General features: G+C 63.3%; 20 protein-coding genes. 17 read left to right on the top strand and 3 right to left on the bottom strand.

All coding sequences use genetic code 11. The features are described 5' to 3' along the window. The first annotated feature begins 5 nt into the window (after positions 1-5). The 6 genes from NKI96_RS19335 to NKI96_RS19360 all read left to right on the top strand — a co-directional run bounded on the left by NKI96_RS19335 (position 6) and on the right by NKI96_RS19360 (position 3,867). Complete coding sequence (locus NKI96_RS19335; RefSeq protein WP_023683600.1) at positions 6-611, top strand: glutathione S-transferase family protein; 606 nt, start codon at positions 6-8, stop codon at positions 609-611. Then, the gene (ureE, locus tag NKI96_RS19340) at positions 608-1,210 is read left to right on the top strand and encodes an urease accessory protein UreE (protein ID WP_352805647.1); all 603 of its coding nucleotides are present in this window, start codon (positions 608-610) and stop codon (positions 1,208-1,210) included. Before NKI96_RS19335 ends, ureE begins: the two co-directional genes overlap by 4 nt. Next, the gene (locus NKI96_RS19345) at positions 1,203-1,889 is read left to right on the top strand and encodes an urease accessory protein UreF (protein ID WP_352805758.1); all 687 of its coding nucleotides are present in this window, start codon (positions 1,203-1,205) and stop codon (positions 1,887-1,889) included. Before ureE ends, NKI96_RS19345 begins: the two co-directional genes overlap by 8 nt. Next, positions 1,886-2,344: a DUF3995 domain-containing protein gene (locus NKI96_RS19350; RefSeq protein WP_023745871.1), complete on the top strand. Its 459-nt coding sequence runs from the start codon at positions 1,886-1,888 to the stop codon at positions 2,342-2,344. The genes NKI96_RS19345 and NKI96_RS19350 overlap by 4 nt, the downstream gene beginning before the upstream one ends. Next, positions 2,341-2,973, top strand: a complete 633-nt coding sequence (gene ureG, locus NKI96_RS19355; protein WP_023671240.1) for an urease accessory protein UreG — start codon at positions 2,341-2,343, stop codon at positions 2,971-2,973. The genes NKI96_RS19350 and ureG overlap by 4 nt, the downstream gene beginning before the upstream one ends. Positions 2,974-3,099: 126 nt before the next feature. Beyond that, positions 3,100-3,867, top strand: coding sequence for a class II aldolase and adducin N-terminal domain-containing protein (locus tag NKI96_RS19360; protein WP_352805650.1), 768 nt, complete (start codon positions 3,100-3,102; stop codon positions 3,865-3,867). Between the two features lie 81 nt (positions 3,868-3,948). Here NKI96_RS19360 and NKI96_RS19365 read toward each other — a convergent pair whose 3' ends face one another. Beyond that, the gene (locus tag NKI96_RS19365) at positions 3,949-4,581 is read right to left on the bottom strand and encodes an HAD family hydrolase (RefSeq protein ID WP_352805652.1); all 633 of its coding nucleotides are present in this window, start codon (positions 4,579-4,581) and stop codon (positions 3,949-3,951) included. Between the two features lie 220 nt (positions 4,582-4,801). Between NKI96_RS19365 and NKI96_RS19370 the strand changes: the two genes are divergently transcribed. Continuing rightward, positions 4,802-5,761, top strand: a complete 960-nt coding sequence (locus tag NKI96_RS19370; protein ID WP_023711370.1) for a sugar-binding transcriptional regulator — start codon at positions 4,802-4,804, stop codon at positions 5,759-5,761. A 22-nt stretch (positions 5,762-5,783) separates the two neighbouring features. Here NKI96_RS19370 and NKI96_RS19375 read toward each other — a convergent pair whose 3' ends face one another. Beyond that, a complete protein-coding gene (locus NKI96_RS19375; RefSeq protein WP_023711369.1) occupies positions 5,784-5,969 on the bottom strand; it encodes a hypothetical protein in 186 nt (61 codons plus the stop codon). Between the two features lie 110 nt (positions 5,970-6,079). Here NKI96_RS19375 and NKI96_RS19380 point away from each other — a divergent pair, with 110 nt between their 5' ends. The 10 genes from NKI96_RS19380 to NKI96_RS19425 all read left to right on the top strand — a co-directional run bounded on the left by NKI96_RS19380 (position 6,080) and on the right by NKI96_RS19425 (position 16,564). After that, entirely contained in the window at positions 6,080-6,988 is a 909-nt protein-coding gene (locus NKI96_RS19380; RefSeq protein WP_352671056.1) for a LysR substrate-binding domain-containing protein, read from the top strand. Positions 6,989-7,100: 112 nt separating this feature from the next. Then, positions 7,101-7,442 carry a hypothetical protein gene (locus NKI96_RS19385; protein ID WP_155923262.1) on the top strand — a complete coding sequence of 114 codons (342 nt, stop codon included), beginning with the start codon at positions 7,101-7,103 and terminating at the stop codon, positions 7,440-7,442. A 244-nt stretch (positions 7,443-7,686) separates the two neighbouring features. Continuing rightward, positions 7,687-8,997, top strand: a complete 1,311-nt coding sequence (locus tag NKI96_RS19390) for an ABC transporter substrate-binding protein (protein WP_352805656.1) — start codon at positions 7,687-7,689, stop codon at positions 8,995-8,997. 119 nt (positions 8,998-9,116) lie between these two features. Then, positions 9,117-9,989 carry a carbohydrate ABC transporter permease gene (locus tag NKI96_RS19395; protein WP_352805658.1) on the top strand — a complete coding sequence of 291 codons (873 nt, stop codon included), beginning with the start codon at positions 9,117-9,119 and terminating at the stop codon, positions 9,987-9,989. Between the two features lie 11 nt (positions 9,990-10,000). After that, positions 10,001-10,825, top strand: a complete 825-nt coding sequence (locus NKI96_RS19400) for a carbohydrate ABC transporter permease (protein WP_023671250.1) — start codon at positions 10,001-10,003, stop codon at positions 10,823-10,825. A gap of 50 nt (positions 10,826-10,875) precedes the next feature. After that, positions 10,876-11,880, top strand: coding sequence for an ABC transporter ATP-binding protein (locus NKI96_RS19405; protein ID WP_023683591.1), 1,005 nt, complete (start codon positions 10,876-10,878; stop codon positions 11,878-11,880). Next, a complete protein-coding gene (locus tag NKI96_RS19410; RefSeq protein WP_023683590.1) occupies positions 11,877-12,647 on the top strand; it encodes an L-iditol 2-dehydrogenase in 771 nt (256 codons plus the stop codon). Before NKI96_RS19405 ends, NKI96_RS19410 begins: the two co-directional genes overlap by 4 nt. Positions 12,648-12,693: 46 nt before the next feature. After that, a complete protein-coding gene (locus tag NKI96_RS19415; RefSeq protein ID WP_023689169.1) occupies positions 12,694-14,172 on the top strand; it encodes a mannitol dehydrogenase family protein in 1,479 nt (492 codons plus the stop codon). Positions 14,173-14,183: 11 nt separating this feature from the next. Further along, positions 14,184-14,843 carry an HAD family hydrolase gene (locus NKI96_RS19420; RefSeq protein WP_023683588.1) on the top strand — a complete coding sequence of 220 codons (660 nt, stop codon included), beginning with the start codon at positions 14,184-14,186 and terminating at the stop codon, positions 14,841-14,843. A gap of 134 nt (positions 14,844-14,977) precedes the next feature. Next, a complete protein-coding gene (locus NKI96_RS19425) occupies positions 14,978-16,564 on the top strand; it encodes an FGGY-family carbohydrate kinase (RefSeq protein ID WP_023700458.1) in 1,587 nt (528 codons plus the stop codon). Positions 16,565-16,618: 54 nt separating this feature from the next. Here the strand turns inward: NKI96_RS19425 and NKI96_RS19430 are convergent, their stop codons facing one another. Then, positions 16,619-17,713: an ABC transporter ATP-binding protein gene (locus NKI96_RS19430; protein ID WP_023700457.1), complete on the bottom strand. Its 1,095-nt coding sequence runs from the start codon at positions 17,711-17,713 to the stop codon at positions 16,619-16,621.

Genomic DNA, 17,713 nt, shown 5'->3' on the forward strand with positions numbered 1-17,713 from the left:
CAACCATGTACAAGGCCATCGGATCGCGTGGATCCCGCGTCAGCCGCGTTCTGTGGATGCTCGAGGAACTCGGGCAGCCCTATGAATTCGTCGAGGTCAAATTGCGTTCGCCCGAAGCCTATGCGCTCAACCCGTCGGGCAAGGTGCCGATCCTGATCGATGGCGAACTGACGGTGACCGATTCGGCGGCAATCTGCGTCTATCTCGCCGACAAGCACGCCGACAAAGGCATGGGCGCCAATCCAGGTGTGGCCGGACGCGCCGAGATGGATTCCTGGATGCATTTTGCCCAGAGCGAATTCGAAGCGCCGCTGTGGAACAAGCTGCGCCACCGCTTCCTGTTGCCGAAGGACGTGCGGGTCGATGTCGGCCCCGCCGCCGCCTACGATTTCGCCTCGGAGGCCAAGGCGCTCGACGGCCGGCTGGGGGATCGGGAGTTTGCGCTGGGCGACCGGTTTTCCGCCGTCGACGTGCTGTTGGGCGACATGGGCGGCTGGGCCCGCGCCGGAAAATTTCCGATCGAATCCGAGCGCGTCAACGCCTATTTCGACCGCGTCCTGGCGCGGCCTGCCCGTGCGAGAGCCCAAGCTAACGGTGGAGCCATGCGATGAAACTCAACCTGAACACCGACTTCACCAAGTTCCCCCGCGCCGTCTCGGTGGTGCCTGCCGGCACTGCCGGAACCACGGCCCCATCCGGCCGTGCCGTCCTGCCCCATGACGAGCGTCATTTGCGCCGCCGCGCCATCGAGCTTGCCGACGGCAGCAAGGTGCTGGTCGATCTGCCCGAGCCCGTGACCTTGAACGATGGCGACCGGCTGGTGCTGGAGGATGGCGCCCAGGTCGAGATCACCGCGGCACCCGAAGAGGTCTACGACATCCGTGCCCGCCACGCCGTGCATCTGACCGAACTCGCCTGGCATATCGGCAACCGCCATCTGGCGGCAGCGATCGAGCCCGGCCGCATCCTGATCCTGCGCGACCATGTCATCAAGGCTATGCTAGAAGGGCTGGGCGCCACGGTGCGCGAAGTCTCCGAACCGTTCAAGCCGGTGCGCGGCGCCTATTCCGCCCAAGATGCGCATGGTCACGATCATGGCCATGCGCATGCGCACGCCGAAGCGCATTCCCATGATGGACGTTCCCACGCACACACCGAGTCGCATTTGCACAGCCATCCCCATGACGGGCATCATCACGACCATGACTGACCAGCCATCCGGCATCGCTCTGCTGCGGCTGATGGCGTGGCTGTCGCCGGCGTTTCCCGTCGGCGGCTTTGCCTACAGCCATGGTCTCGAACGCGCCGTGCAAGACGGGCTGGTTGCCGATACCGCTAGCCTCGCCTTCTGGCTGGAGACGCTGGTCGAGATGGGCTCGGGCTGGAACGACGCCGTGCTCTTCACGGAAGCCTGGCGCCGCGCCCGCGACGGCGGCGACCTCCATGAAGGCGACCTCCATGAAATTGCCGATCTCGCCGAAGCGCTGGCCGGCTCGCGTGAGCGCCACACCGAAACCATGCTGCAAGGCGCCGCCTTCCTGAAAGCGGCAGCGGCTTGGGCGAATCCGGTGTTGGGCCGCCTGCCGGCCGAATGCGCCTACTGTGTCGCCGTCGGCGCCGTTGCCGGCGGCAACGGCATCGCGCTTCAGGACGCGATGTCGGCCTTCCTGCAGGCCTTCTTCTCCAACCTCGTCCAGGCGGCGATCCGACTCGGCATCGTCGGCCAGACGGACGCTATGGCCTTGCTCGCCGGCTTCGAGCCGTTGGCGCTGTCGACGGCCGCGCGCGCCGCCGGCTCGACATTGGACGATCTCGGCGGCTGCGCCTTCATCTCCGACATCATGGCGATGAAGCACGAGACGCAGTATTCCAGGCTGTTCCGCTCATGATCGTCCTGGCCTTCGCCCTCTCGGCCGTCCTGCTGCTGATCACCGCGCTGCATGTCTATTGGGGCCTTGGCGGCATCTGGCCGGGCAGGGACGGCGTCTCCTGCGCCCACGCCGTCGTCGGCTTTCGCGGCGTCGACGAGATGCCGACGCCTTTTGCCTGTTTCGCCGTTGCCGCGTGCCTGTGCCTCGCAACCCTGTGGCCGCTGGCGCTGACCGGGGTCTTCGCCACCCCCTTTCCAAGGGAAGGCCTTGCCGCCACAGCGCTGCTCATAGGGCTGGTCTTCCTCGGCCGCGGCATTGCCGGCTTCACGCCGTGGTGGCGCCGTCTGGCGCCGGAACAGCCTTTTGCGCGGCTCGATGTCAGCTTCTATTCGCCGCTCTGCCTGTTGATCGGGCTCAGCTTCGCCATCCTCGCCATCACGGAGTTTTTCGGCATGACGGATTTTTCGCTATGACTCAGGCCAACGGTCCCCTGCGCATCGGCATCGGCGGTCCCGTCGGCTCCGGCAAGACGACGCTAACCGAAAAGCTCTGCAAGGCGCTGCGCGACGATTTCTCCATCGCCGTCGTCACCAACGACATCTACACCAAGGAAGACGCCATGATGCTGGCTCGCCTCCAGGCGCTGCCCGAGGACCGCATCGTCGGCGTGGAGACCGGCGGCTGCCCGCACACCGCCATCCGTGAGGACGCCTCGATCAATTTGCAGGCGATCGCCGGACTGAACAGGAAATTCCCCGACCTCGACATCGTCTTCATCGAATCCGGCGGCGACAATCTTGCCGCCACCTTCTCACCCGACCTCGCCGACCTGACCCTCTATGTCATCTCGGTCTGCCAGGGCGAGGAAATCCCCAGGAAGGGCGGGCCGGCGATCACCCGTTCCGATTTCCTGGTCATCAACAAGAGCGATCTGGCGCCCTATGTGAACGTCAACCTCGATGTCATGGAGAGCGATGCCGCCCGCATGCGCGGCAAGCGCCCGTTCGGCTTCACCGACCTGTCGCGCGGCAAGGGCCTGCAGGAAGTCATTGACTTCATCGTCGAACATGGCGGGCTGCAGTCGGCCCGCTCGGCGGCGTAATGCATGTCGCCCAAAAGTGCGTAGCGGTTTTGGGACAACGGACAATGCGAAGACAGCCTGACCCAGCAGTTTGCGGTTGCTGGCCACGGCCGAGCGCGGCATTCTCTTAAAAACGGAGGTTTTCGGATGAGCATCGCCCGCCTGCAAAAGGAAACGCTGACCAACCTGCCCTACTATGAGGAGCGCGTCGATCTGGCCGCCGCCTTCCGCTGGACGGCGCGGCTCAACATGCATGAGGCGGTGGCCAACCACTTCTCGCTGTCGGTCAACGAGGACGGCAGCAAATTCCTGATGAACCCCAACCAGGTGCATTTCTCGCGCATCAAGGCGAGCGACCTTTTGCTGATCGACGCCAACGATCCCGAGACATTGTCCGGCCCGAATGCGCCCGACCCGACCGCCTGGGGTCTGCACGGCGCCATTCACCGCAACGTGCCGCATGCGCGCTGCGCCATGCATGTGCATTCCATTCATGCCACTGTGCTTGCATCGCTGGCCGACTCGACCCTGCCGCCGATCGACCAGAACTCGGCCATGTTCTTCAACCGCCACGTCGTCGACGTCCATTATGGCGGGCTGGCCTTCGAGGAAGAGGGCGAGCGCTGCTCGCAGCTGCTCACCGACCCGAAGGTCAAGGTGATGGTGATGGGCAATCACGGTGTCATGGTCATCGGTGACACCGTCGCCGACGCCTTCAACCGCATGTTCTATTTCGAGCGCGCCGCCGAGACCTACATCAAGGCGCTGTGGACCGGCCGGCCGCTGCGCACGCTCTCCGACGCCATTGCCGAAAAGGCCGCCAGCGAGATGGACGACTATCCCGGCCAGGCGGAGCGTCACCTTGCCGAGCTGAAGGCGATCCTCGACGAGGAGGAGCCGGTTTACCGCAGCTGAATGAGTTCACCCTTCTCCCCGTTCACGGGGAGAAGGTCCCGGCAGAGGGATGAGGGGCAGCGCAGGCCTTCGCGGGTCTTCTCAGAGTCCCAACTGAGCCCGCAACTCTTCCGCACTGTTGATCACGACAGCGCCCTTGGGTCCTGCCATCGGCGCTTCCGGCCAGAAGATCGTCCGCATCCCCGCGGCCAGGCCTGATGTGGCGCCGGTAACGCTGTCGTCGACGGCCACCGCGTCTGAAGGATCGACGCCGGCCAGCCACGCGGCGCGCAGGAACGGTTCGGGATGCGGCTTGCCTTCGCGCACGTCGTTTCGGCTGATCGTGCGCATGCCGGGATAGATCAGGCCGACGGCGCTCAGATTTGCATCGACGATCACCCGGTCGGAATTGGACACCACCGCCTGCTGCACGCCGAGCGCGCGCAATTCGTTGAACATTTCGATCGCGCCGGGGCGCGGCTTCAGCGTCTCGGCCATCGGCATGTAGTGATCGTATTTGCGCACGATCCAGTCGTCGAAGGGCAGGTCGAGGCCGAACTCGCTGCGCAGCATCTCGTAGACCGGTGCGGCGGCGACGCCCAGCACCCGCTCATGCAGGTCGGCCGGCGGCGTGATACCGACGCTGCGCAGCGCCGCCACCAAGGCCGCCTCATGCAGCGGCTCGCTGTCGACCAGCGTGCCGTCCATATCCCAGAAAACCGCTTTCGGCGTCATGCGAGGCTCCTTTGCCGATCCCCTTAAAGCGTTTGTATCAGGAGATAAACCGCCGAGCCCGTCCGCTGGCGATTTTCGCTGGGTTGGTTGCCGCGCGGCGGCCGGATCGAAGCAGCAAGCAATTGTCCTCCCGATTGAACAATTGCGCGCCGACACATTCCCTGCAAGACTATGACGCTTCGCCCAAGGGCGCGCAAAGGGGCAGGGCTGGAGGCACATTTTGAATTCGCGGCAAGATGGCGGCAGCAGCAGGCTGGACGAGGCAGCGCGCGCCGGCTGGCTTTATTATGTTGCCGGCAACACCCAGGACCAGATCGCCGCCACGCTCGGCATTTCCCGGCAGACGGCGCAGCGGCTGGTGTCGCTGGCGGTGTCGGAGGGGCTGATCAAGGTTCGCGTCGATCACCCGATCGCCAATTGCCTTGATCTCGCAGCTAGACTGAAGTCACGCTTCGCGCTCGACCTCGTCGAAGTGGTGCCGAGCGATCCAACCTCATCCTCGACCACGATCGGCATTGCCGAGGCGGCTGCGGCCGAGATCGAGCGGCGGCTGCGGTCACCGACGCCCATCGTCTTGGCCATCGGCACCGGCCGCACGCTGAAGGCGGCGATCGAGCAATTGCCGCCGATGGAATGCTCGCAGCACAAGGTTGTGTCCTTGACCGGCAACATCTCGCCCGACGGTTCGGCCGCCTTCTACAACGTCATCTTCACCATGGCCGACCGGGTCAAGGCGCGCTCGTTCCCGATGCCGCTGCCGGTCATCGCCTCGTCGCCGGAAGAGCGCGAGATGCTGCTTGCCCAGCCGATGATCCAACCGACGCTGGCGCTGGCCGCGGAAGCCGACGTGACCTTTGTCGGCATCGGCGATCTCGGCCCGAAGGCGCCGCTCTACGAGGACGGTTTTATCTCGGAAAGCGAGTTGAAGGCGTTGCAAAAGGCTGGCGGCGTCGCCGAGATCGTCGGCTGGGTGTTCGATCGGGAAGGCCGCATGATCGAGGGCATCACCAACGACCGGGTATCGTCGGCAGCCTTGCCGTCACGCGAAAAGTCGCTGGTCATTGCGCTCGCCATGGGCGAGCGCAAATTGCCGGGCATCCTGGCCGCGGTGAACCGCCGGCTGGTCAATGGCCTCATCACCGACGAGCGGACCGCTGCCGCCCTGCTCGACGGTGCCTGATCTGGTGATAAAATCGGCACTGCTATTTGTGCCGTCCGCAAACATCATTTCCATCGAGGAAACCCATGTCGCGCTGCAGATGCGGCGACAATTCCCTGACGTCGACATAGCTGCGGCGGCGGCGTACCAGCAGGGAAAATTCATGCACCAGCAGGGAAAACCAGCTCTGCGCCGGGGTCGAATGGAGCTTTTGCTGTACCGTGGTCATGATCTTCAGCCTCCGCTATGCTTGAACTTGATTGATCGTTGACACCAGATATCGGCCTGATTGGCTCTTCCCGCCAATCAAACGTCGATCACGACCCATAAGGAGGGCTTATGCCCGATCTCAAGACACCACAGCTCGCCCAGTTGCCGCCGCTGCAGGCCATCAGGGTGTTCGAAGCCGTCGCGCGGCATCTCTCCTTCACCAAGGCCGCGCAGGAACTCGGCATGACGCAGGCCGCCGCCAGCTATCAGATCAAGCTTCTGGAAGAGCGCATCGGTTCGCCGCTGTTCCTGCGCCAGCCGCGCCAGATCGTGCTGACCGAACCCGGCCAGCGCCTGGCGCCCGCCGTCAGCGAGGCGTTCAGCCTGCTCTCAAGCGCCTATTCCGCCGCGCGTGGGGGCGCCGATGGTGTGCTGTGCGTCTCGACGCTGCTGACCTTTGCCTCGAACTGGCTGGCGCAGCACCTCGGCTCCTTCCAGGTCGCGCATCCGTCGCTGGCGGTGCGCGTCGATACCTCGAACAGGGTGATCGATTTTGCCCGCGAGGACATGGACATCGCTATCCGCTCCGGCAGCGGCAAGTGGCCTGGAGTGGAGACCCATCTTTTGTTCAAGGCCGATTTCACCCCGGTGCTGAGCCCGGCACTCGCTGCCACCATAGGTGGCGTCCACGAACCCGCCGACCTGTTCAAGCTGCCCATTCTCGATCCCGGCGACATCTGGTGGCGGGAATGGTTCGCCCTTGCCGGCGTCCCGGCGGACGAACTTGCCAGGCGCACCGGCACCAGCATGGGCGCGCAGGCCTATGAGGCGAACGCGGCCATCGCCGGCCATGGTGTGGCAATCCTGACCACCGCATTGTTCAAGACCGAGCTCGCCGCCGGCCGCCTGATCCAGCCCTTCGACCTGGTCGGCGACGACGGCCACGCCTATTGGCTGGTCTACCCGACGGCGCGTCGCAACGTGCCGAAGATAAAAGCCTTCCGGGACTGGATCCTGGCCGAGATCGCCTGCGCCTGAGGGCGAGCGATTCGCGGATTGATTTCCGAGATGCAAAGCGAGCCATGGATCCGCGACGAATGCTCGCTTTCGCGGACAAACAGCTGCGATCGGGCCACCCGGTTAACCAAGCTTGACAAAAACGCTGTCGATATCACTCGCCCGGCATAGGCTTGTGCTTGTGACGACCCAATTGAGCAGGATCAATCGTCTGCAGATTGAAACAGGGTCGATCAGCCGGCTGATGAAAGTCTATCGCGTCGAAGAAATCGAAAACAACACCGTGCGCACGACGCAGGTGATCGAAGCATTTACGCCGTTTCAAGCTGCCGTGAAGGCAATCGGCCGGGAAGTTAGGCTGCGCAAGGACGAGCCCAGCTGGATCCAGGTGACGGAAGTGCTGACCAGAGCCAAGCAAACACGCGACGGCAGGGTTTTCGAATATTCCGTCGGAAGCTACCCGTCCCACGGCTGACGGGCTGGGCCCTATCGCTCCCTTGGCGCCATGATTGGGTTGCGATGGGTCGGCATCAACCCGCTCTCACATCCCCGTGCAAACAGCTTCGCAAATCCATTCAATATCCTCTACGCGCGCAACGTCGCGCACCTGCCCCGTGTGCTGCGCTGCAGCATCGAATCCGGCTTGACATAATTAACGCCAAGTGAGTAATTGCCCATTACCAAGGCAAATGCTCATCTTGGTTCATGGGAGGAATTTGATGAAACTGCGCACGCTCACTTTGGGCCTGTTGTCGGCCAGCGCCTTCGCTTTCGCCGCGCATGCCGAATCCATCACCATCGCCACCGTCAACAATGGCGACATGGTCCGCATGCAGAAGCTGACCGACGACTTCACCAAGGCTAACCCCGACGTCACGCTCAACTGGATCACGCTCGAAGAGAACGTGCTGCGCGAGCGCGTCACCACCGACATTGCCACCAAGGGCGGCCAGTATGACGTTATGACCATCGGCACCTACGAGGTTCCGATCTGGGCCAAGCAGAACTGGCTGTTGCCGCTCGACAAGCTCGGCGACGACTATGACGCCAAGGACATCATCCCGGCCATCGCCGGCGGCCTGTCGGTCGACGGCAAGCTCTATGCCGCGCCCTTCTACGGCGAAAGCTCCTTCGTCATGTACCGCAAGGACTTGATCGAGAAGGCCGGGCTGAAGATGCCCGACGCCCCGACCTGGGACTTCATCAAGCAGGCCGCCGACAAGATGACCGACCGCGCCAATGGCGTGAACGGCGTTTGCCTGCGCGGCAAGGCCGGCTGGGGCGAGAACATGGCCTTCCTCACCGCCATGTCGAACTCCTTCGGCGCCCGCTGGTTCGACGAGAACTGGAAGCCGCAATTCGACCAGCCGGAATGGAAGAACACGCTGCAGTTCTATGTCGACCTGATGAAGGCCGACGGTCCCGAGGGCGCCTCGTCCAACGGCTTCAACGAAAACCTGGCGCTGTTCCAGCAGGGCAAGTGCGGCATGTGGATCGACGCCACCGTCGCCGCCTCCTTCGTCTCCGACCCGAAGAACTCGACCGTCGCGGACAAGGTCGGCTACGCACTGGCCCCCGACAATGGTCTGGGCAAGCGCGGCAACTGGCTGTGGGCCTGGTCGCTGGCCATCCCGGCCGGCACGCAGAAGGGAGACGCCGCACAGAAGTTCGTCTCCTGGGCGACCAGCAAGCACTACGCAGAACTGGTTGCTTCGAAGGAAGGCTGGGCCAACGTTCCTCCGGGCACGCGCTCCTCGCTCTACGCCAATGCCGAGTATCAGAAGGCGGCTCCGTTCGCCAAGATGACGCTGGACTCGATCAATGCCGCCGACCCGACGCATCCGACCGTCAAGCCGGTGCCCTATGTCGGTGTGCAGTTCGTCGCCATTCCTGAGTTCCAGGGCCTCGGCACAACCGTTGGCCAGCTGTTCTCGGCGGCGCTCGCCGGCCAGACCAGCGTAGACGACGCGCTCAAGCAGGCGCAGGACGCCGCCACCGCGACCATGACCGAAGGCGGTTATATCAAGTAAGGCTCCTCCCGGTGCCGAATGCCGGCCGCCTCCTTGGCCGGCAACGGCCGCCCGAATCCCAGTTCGGGCGGCCCCTTTCACACACCTGAAAATTTGGCTGACCTTGAAGGGTGACCGTCATGGCTACTCAGCAGACCCGTTCGCTTGCCCGCTTTATGTTGGCGCCATCCGTGGTGCTGCTGTTCGTCTGGATGATCGTGCCGCTGGCACTCACGATCTGGTTCTCCTTCCAGCAGTACAATCCGCTCAATCCGATCCGCGACGGGTTTGTCTGGTTCTCGAATTACTCGCTGTTCTATTCCAACCCGGCATTCCTGCAGTCGATCCTCAACACGCTGGTCCTGGTGGGCAGCGTGCTGCTGATCACCGTCATCGGAGGCATCATGCTGGCGCTGTTGATCGATCAGCCGATGTGGGGACAGGGGATCGTCCGCATCCTCGTCATCTCTCCGTTCTTCGTCATGCCGCCGGTGGCTGCACTTGTCTGGAAGAACATGATCATGCACCCGCAATACGGCGTCTTTGCCGACATTGCGCGCTTCTTCGGGGCTCAACCGATCGACTGGTTCGGGCAGCATCCGATGCTGGCCATCATCATCATCGTCGCCTGGCAATGGCTTCCCTTCGCCACGCTGATCCTGCTGACCGCATTGCAGTCGCTCGACGGCGAGCAGAAGGAAGCCGCCGAGATGGACGGCGCCGGCTTCGTCAGCCGCTTCATCTATCTGACGCTGCCGCACATGTCGCGCGCCATCACCGTCGTCATCCTGATCCAGACCATCTTCCTGCTGTCGGTCTATGCCGAGATCCTGGTCACCACCAATGGCGGACCCGGCTATGCCTCCACCAACCTGCCCTTCCTCGTCTACCAGAAGGCATTGCTGGAGTTCAAAATCGGCCAGGCATCGGCCGGCGGTGTCATCGCCGTCATTCTCGCCAACATCGTCGCCTACTTCGCCATGCGCGCGGTGGGCAAGAACCTGGACAAGTAAGGGAGGATACGATGGCACGTGCAGTCACCACCCAACACAAGGTCATTGCGACAGGCGCCGCCTGGATCGTCGCGCTGCTGATCTTCTTCCCGATCCTCTACACGATCATCACCTCGTTCAAGTCGGAGCAGGAGGCCATCCAGGGCTTCGCGCTGATCCCGTCGGGGACGTTCGAGAGCTATACCGAGGTCCAGGCGCAGAGCGGCTACTTCAAGTTCTTCTTCAACTCGGTGCTGCTCTCGGTCGGCTCGACCATCCTGGCCCTGATCGTCGCGGTTCCGGCCGCCTGGTCGATGGCCTTCTCGCCGGGCAAGTGGACCAAGGACATCCTGATGTGGATGCTCTCGACCAAGATGATGCCGGCGGTTGCCGTGCTGTTCCCGATCTACCTCATCTTCCGCGATGCCGGACTCCTCGACAGCCGCATCGGCCTGATGATCATGCTGATGCTGATCAACCTGCCGATCGTGATCTGGATGCTCTACACCTACTTCCGCGAAATCCCCGGCGAAATCCTGGAGGCGGCACGCATGGACGGCGCCACCCTGTGGGGCGAGATCGTCTATGTGCTGACCCCCATGGCCGTGCCGGGCATCGCATCGACCATGCTGCTCAACATCATCCTGGCGTGGAACGAAGCGTTCTGGACCATCCGCCTGACCACCACCGAGGCGGCGCCGCTGACGGCCTTCATCAGTTCGTTCTCAAGCCCGCAAGGCCTGTTCTGGGCCAAGCTTTCGGCGGCCTCGACGCTGGCCATCGCCCCCATCCTGATCATGGGCTGGTTCAGCCAGAAGCAGCTGGTGCGCGGCCTGACATTCGGCGCGGTAAAATAACGGACGTTGCCTGAAGCAATCCGGCCAAATAACCCCTCGGGGAGGAAACCATGGGAAACATCACGCTCAAGAACGTCTCCAAGCATTTCGGATCGACGGTCATCATTCCAGGCCTCGACCTGGTCATCGAGAATGGCGAGTTCGTTGTCTTCGTCGGGCCGTCGGGTTGCGGCAAGTCCACGTTGCTGCGCCTCATCGCCGGGCTCGAGGACACCAGCGGGGGCACCATCAACATCGATGACCGTGACGTCACCGGCGAGGCGCCGGCCAAGCGCAAGCTGGCCATGGTATTCCAGTCTTATGCGCTCTATCCGCATATGACGGTGGCCAAGAACATCGGCTTCCCGCTGAAGATGGCGGGCGAGGATGTGGCGACGATCGACAAGAAGGTGAAGGACGCAGCCCGGGTCCTCAACCTCACCAACTATCTCGAACGCCGGCCCGGCCAGCTCTCCGGCGGCCAGCGGCAACGCGTCGCCATCGGCCGCGCCATCGTGCGCCAGCCCTCGGCATTCCTATTCGACGAGCCGCTGTCCAACCTCGATGCCGCACTGCGCGGCACCATGCGGCTCGAAATCAGCGAGCTGCACCATCAGCTCAAGACGACGATGGTCTACGTCACCCACGACCAGATCGAAGCCATGACCATGGCCGACAAAATCGTCGTGCTCAACGCCGGCAACATCGAACAGGTCGGCTCGCCGATGGAACTCTACAAGTCGCCGAAGAACCTGTTCGTGGCGGGCTTCATCGGTTCGCCGAAAATGAACCTGATCGAAGGTGCGCCGGCGGCCAAATACAACGCCAAGACCATCGGCATTCGTCCTGAGCATATGGGGATATCGACCACCGCGGGTGACTGGAAAGCCCTTGTCGGCGTCGCCGAGCATCTGGGCTCCGACACCTTCCTGCATGTCCAGGCCGACGGCGTCGGTCCGCTGACGGTACGCGCCGATGGCGAACTGGCCGTACGCCACGGCGACACCATCTATTTGACGCCGGACAAGGTCCGCATGCATCGCTTCGGCCCCGACGGAAAGGCGCTGACGCAGTGAGACTGAAAGGCAAATCGGCGCTGATCACCGGATCCGCGCGCGGCATCGGCAGGGCTTTTGCCGAAGCCTATACGCGCGAGGGTGCCACGGTGGCCATTGCCGACATCAATCTGGCGGCTGCCGAAAACACGGCCGCCGAGATTGGCGCCAACGCCTATCCGGTCAGGCTCGACGTCAGCGACCTTGCTTCGATCCAGGCGTCGGTCAAGGCGGTCGAAACAAAGACCGGCGGCCTCGACATACTGATCAACAATGCTGCCTTGTTCGACCTGGCGCCGATCGTCGAGATCACCGAAGCGAGCTATGACAAATTGTTCTCCGTCAACGTCGCCGGCACTTTGTTCATGCTGCAGGCAGCGGCGCGTTCGATGATCGCAAGGGGCAAGGGCGGCAAGATCATCAACATCGCCAGCCAGGCAGGACGGCGCGGCGAGCCGCTGGTCGCCGTCTATTGCGCCACCAAGGCCGCGGTGATTTCGCTGACCCAGTCCGCCGGGCTCGACCTGATCAAGCACCGCATCAACGTCAATGGCATCGCGCCCGGCGTCGTCGACAGCGATATGTGGGATGAGGTCGATGCGCTGTTTGCCAAATATGAGAACCGGCCGAAGGGCGAGAAGAAGCGGCTGGTCGGCGAGGGCGTGCCCTATGGCCGCATGGGCAAGCCGGAGGACCTGACCGGCATGGCGGTCTTCCTGGCCAGCGACGACGCCGAATACATCGTCGCCCAGACCTACAATGTCGATGGCGGCCAATGGATGAGTTGATGGGCCGGGATCACGAAGGCCGCAGCCCGGCCAAAAGGGTAGAAAAATGACCGTGAAACTCTCCTCCTCGATCCTCTCGGAACTCCCCGCCAAGGTCGCCGGTCCCAGATATGATCGCTCCAGGCTCAAACCCGGTATCGTCCATTTCGGCGTCGGCAATTTCCATCGGTCGCATCAGGCGGTCTACCTCGACGATCTCTTCAATGCAGGCATCGGCCATGACTGGGCGCTGGTCGGCGCCGGGGTCTTCGAGGGCGAAAAAATCGGTCGTTCCAAGCTGCAGGAGCAGGACTGGCTGACCACCGTGGTCGAGCAGGATTCCGACCATATGAGCGCCCGCGTCACCGGCGTCATGATCGATTTCCTGACGCCCGGCGATGCGGATGCGATCATCGACCAGCTCGCCGATCCGGCGATCAAGATCGTCTCGCTGACCATCACCGAAGGCGGGTATTTCATCGATCCGGCCTCGGGAAAGTTCAACCCGACCCATCCTGATATCGTTGCCGACGCGCAGGCAGGTACGACGCCGAAGACGGTGTTCGGCCTCATCCTGGCCGGGCTGATGCGCCGCCGGGCCGACGGCATCGTGCCGTTCACCGTCATGTCCTGCGACAACATCCCTCACAATGGCCATGTCACCTCGGATGGCGTCATCGGCCTCGCCCGGCTGATCGACGAGGATCTGGCAAACTGGGTCAGCGACAATGTCGCCTTTCCCAACGGCATGGTCGACCGCATCACCCCCGCCACCTCCGACCGCGAGCGCGGCATTCTCGCCACCGAGTTCGGCCTCGAGGACAACTGGCCGGTGTTCTGCGAGCCGTTCAAGCAATGGGTGCTGGAAGACCGTTTCACCGACGGCCGCCCGCCGCTGGAAAAGGTCGGTGTGCAATTCGTGAGGGATGTCGCGCCCTATGAGCTGATGAAGATCCGCATCCTCAATGGCGGTCATGCCACGATCGCTTATCCCGCAGGGTTGATGGACATCCATTTCGTCCATGAGGCGATGCAGGAGCCGCTGGTGCGCGGCTTCCTCGCCAAGCTCGAGCATGACGAGATCATCCCGACCGTGCCGCCGGTGCCGGACACCGTGCTGGAGGATTATTACCAGCTCATCGAGCACCGCTTTTCCAACCCGAAGATCGGCGACACCATCCGCCGGCTTTGCCTCGACGGTTCCAACCGGCAGCCGAAATTCATCATCCCGACCATCGCCGACCGGCTGAAAGCCGGGAAGAGCGTTGCGGGTCTCGCGCTGGAATCGGCGCTGTGGTGCCGCTATTGCTTCGGCACCACCGACAGCGGCGCCGACATCGAAGCCAACGATCCCAGCTGGGACCGGCTGCAGGCAACCGCCAAGGCGGCGAAGGATGCGCCCGGCGCCTGGCTTGCGATGGAGGACATCTATGGCGATGTCGGCCGCTCGGCGGCGTTCGCCGAGGCCTTTGCCCATGCGCTCAACGTCTTGTGGGCGAATGGCACGCGCGCGACGCTGACGCGCTACATCTCCGGCAAGCTCTGACGCCAGCCGCAATGACGCCCGAACTGGTCATCTTCGACTGTGACGGCGTGCTGGTCGACAGCGAGGCGCTGTCGGTTTCGGCTCTGCTCGGCATGATCTCTGCCGCCGGGGGCTCGGTCAGCGAGGATGCGGCCTACGAGCATTTCCTCGGCAAGAGCATGAAGAGCGTGCGCGAGATACTTCTTCGCGATTTCACCATCGACATCACCGACGTGCACCTGACCGATATGCGCGTCGAGCTGATGCGCAAATTCCGCGAGGAGCTGAAGCCGATTCCCGGCATCAGCGACATCCTGCCGAGGCTGGGCGTGCCCTGCTGCGTCGCTTCCTCCGGCACGCTCGACCGCATTCGCTATGCGCTCGACGTTACCGGCCTGCTCGGCCTGCTCGAGCCCCATCTGTTCAGCGCTGCCATGGTCGCGCGCGGCAAGCCGGCGCCGGATCTTTTTCTCCATGCCGCCGCTGCTATGCGCGCGCATCCCGGTAATTGCATCGTAATCGAGGACAGCCCTGCCGGCATCGCGGCGGCGCGTGCGGCCGGTATGCGCGTCTTTGCTTTCACCGGCGGTTCGCACGCCGGCAACCCGGCCTTGAAAGCGCGGCTTGCGTCGAGTGAACCGGACTTTATATTCGCGGACATGCTGCAATTGCCCGATCTGATTGCAGGCTAGAGCATGATGCCGAAAAGTGTGAAGCGGTTTTCGGACGACATCATGCTCTACTTCTTTGATTTAGAGACGGATTCAGATTTCAGGTCGAACAGACCTGAAATCATCCGGCTCTAGGGAGCGAGAGTAAAAGCATCTTGACGAAAAGCTTCGTTTGCGCGGTCGATGTCGGCACCGGGAGCGCCCGCGCGGGCATTCTCGACACGTCAGGCACCTTGCTCGGCCGCGCCGAGCATCCGATCGTCATGAACCAGCCGCAGGCCGATCACGCCGAGCACAATTCGCAGGATATCTGGTCGGCTGTGTGCATCGCGGTGCGTGCCGCGCGCGAAAAGGCCGGTGTGTCAGCCGACGATATTGTCGGCATGTCGTTCGACGCCACCTGCTCGCTGGTGGTGCTGGACAGGAATGCCGGCCAGCTCAGCGTCTCGGTGACGGGCGAACGGCGCTGGGACACCATCGTCTGGCTCGACCATCGCGCCATCGCCGAGGCAGATGAATGCACCGATAGCGGCCACGCCGTACTCGACTATATCGGTGGCGTCATGTCGCCGGAAATGGCGACGCCGAAGCTGATGTGGCTGAAGCGCAATCTGCCGGGGACTTGGCATGAAGCCGGCTACCTATTCGACCTCACCGATTTCCTGACCTGGAAGGCGACCGGGTCGCTGGCGCGCTCGCAATGCACGCTGACCGCCAAATGGACCTATCTGGCGCATGAGGAAACCGGCTGGCGCCGTGACTTCTTCGACAGGGTCGGGCTTGGCGATCTGTTCGAACACGGCAGCCTGCCGGAGAAGGCAAGTGCTGTCGGCGCAGACATCGGCACGCTCACCCCTGAAGCGGCGGCGGAGTTGGGCTTGAGCGAAAACTGTCGGGTCGGCGCCGGCGTCATCGATGCCTATGCCGGCGCGCTTGGCGTGCTCGGCGGCTTTGCTGGCGACGAGCAGAATATCGGCCGCCATCTGGCATTGATCGCCGGCACCTCGTCCTGCGTCATGGCGATGTCGCCCGACCCGCAGCCTTTCGCCGGCGTCTGGGGTCCATACTATGGCGCCGCACTGCCAAAACTCTGGCTGTCGGAAGGCGGCCAGTCGGCGACCGGTGCGCTGCTCGACCATATCATCCGCTGGCACGGCGCCGGCGGCGAGCCGGACGCGGCCATGCATGCAAAAATCGCCAGGCGCGTCGCCGAACTGCGCAGCACCGAAGGTGACAAGCTGGCGGCAAGGCTGCATGTGCTGCCGGATTTCCATGGCAACCGCTCGCCGCTTGCCGATCCGCATGCGGTCGGTGTGGTCAGCGGGCTGACGCTGGATTCCTCCTTCGACAGTCTGTGCAAGCTGTATTGGCGCACCGCCGTCGGCATCGCGCTCGGCGTGCGCCATGTGCTGGAGGCGCTGAACGAGAACGGCTATCTCATAGACACGCTGCATGTCACCGGCGGCCACACCAAGAACCCGTTGCTGATGGAGCTCTATGCCGACGCCACCGGCTGCGCGGTGATCGAGCCGCTGGCCGACGAAGCCGTTCTGCTCGGCACCGGCATGGTCGCCGCCACTGCCGCTGGCCTGTTCCCGGACCTGAATGCCGCCTGCGTCGCCATGCAGCAAGGCGGCAGGGCGCGCACCTCGAACCCGACCGCGTCAGGCCGCTTCGACCGCGACTACAGGATCTTCCTCGAAATGCACCGCCAGCGGCAGGCGCTCGACGCCATCAACTAGAGCAATTCCAGGAAAAGCGTGAAACGGTTTTCCGTCCGGAATTGCGTACCAAATCTAGGCCTCCTCCCGCCGCCGCAAGGATGCGCCGGTCGCCGCGTCGAACAGATGCACGCTCTCCTCCTCGAATGTGTAGCGCACAGGCGCGCGCAACGCCGGGCATTCGCGGGCCGATACCAACGCGCCGACCTCCTTGCCGCCGCAGGCGAACGTCACCAGCGCGTCATTGCCGTGGAACTCGATGAGGTCGGCGGTGCCTTGCAGAAGATTGATGCTCTGAGCACCGGCGGTCTTCAGGTCCGGCGGTCGGATTCCAAGCACGGCGCGATGGACGCCGCGCAGATCGAAGCCCAGGCCTTCTATGAAGAAGGTCGAGCCGCCGCCTGTCAGCGTCCAGCGTTCGTCCTTCCGCCCGACGGCCACGTCGATGAAATTCATGTTCGGCGTACCGATGAAGCCGGCGACGAACAGATTGCCCGGCTGGCGATAGATCTCGGCCGGCGAGCCGATCTGTTCGATGACGCCATCCCTGAGCAGCACTATCCGGTCGGCCAGCGTCATCGCTTCGAGCTGGTCGTGGGTGACATAGACGGTAGTGGTCTTCAGCGACTGGTGCAGGCGGGCGATTTCGACCCGCATATGGTTGCGAAGTTTGGCGTCGAGATTCGACAGCGGCTCGTCGAACAGGAACACTTTCGGCGTCTTGATCATGGCGCGCGCAATCGCCACGCGCTGCTGCTGGCCGCCGGAAAGTTCGGTCGGCTTGCGGGCGAGGTAAGGTTCGAGGCCGAGCGTCGTTGCCACCGCCTCGACCCGCTTCCGGATCTCGGCCGGGGGCACTTTCTGTCGCTTGAGCCCAAAGGCGATATTGTCGAAGATCGTCATATGCGGGTAGAGCGCATAGTTCTGGAAAACCATGGCAATGCCGCGCTCGCCGGGCTCGAGATCGTTGACCACTTTGCCGCCGATCGACACTTCCCCGCCGCTGATATCCTCCAGTCCGGCCAGCATCCTGAGCAAGGTCGACTTGCCGCAGCCGGACGGGCCGAGGAATACGACGAATTCGTGCTCCTCGATCGAGAGATTGAGGTCTCGGATGACGGTAGTGGCGCCGTAAGCCTTGTCGACATGGGAGCAAACGATCGCGGACAT

The sequence above is a fragment of the Mesorhizobium sp. M0292 genome, assembly GCF_040321695.1.
Lineage (GTDB): Bacteria > Pseudomonadota > Alphaproteobacteria > Rhizobiales > Rhizobiaceae > Mesorhizobium.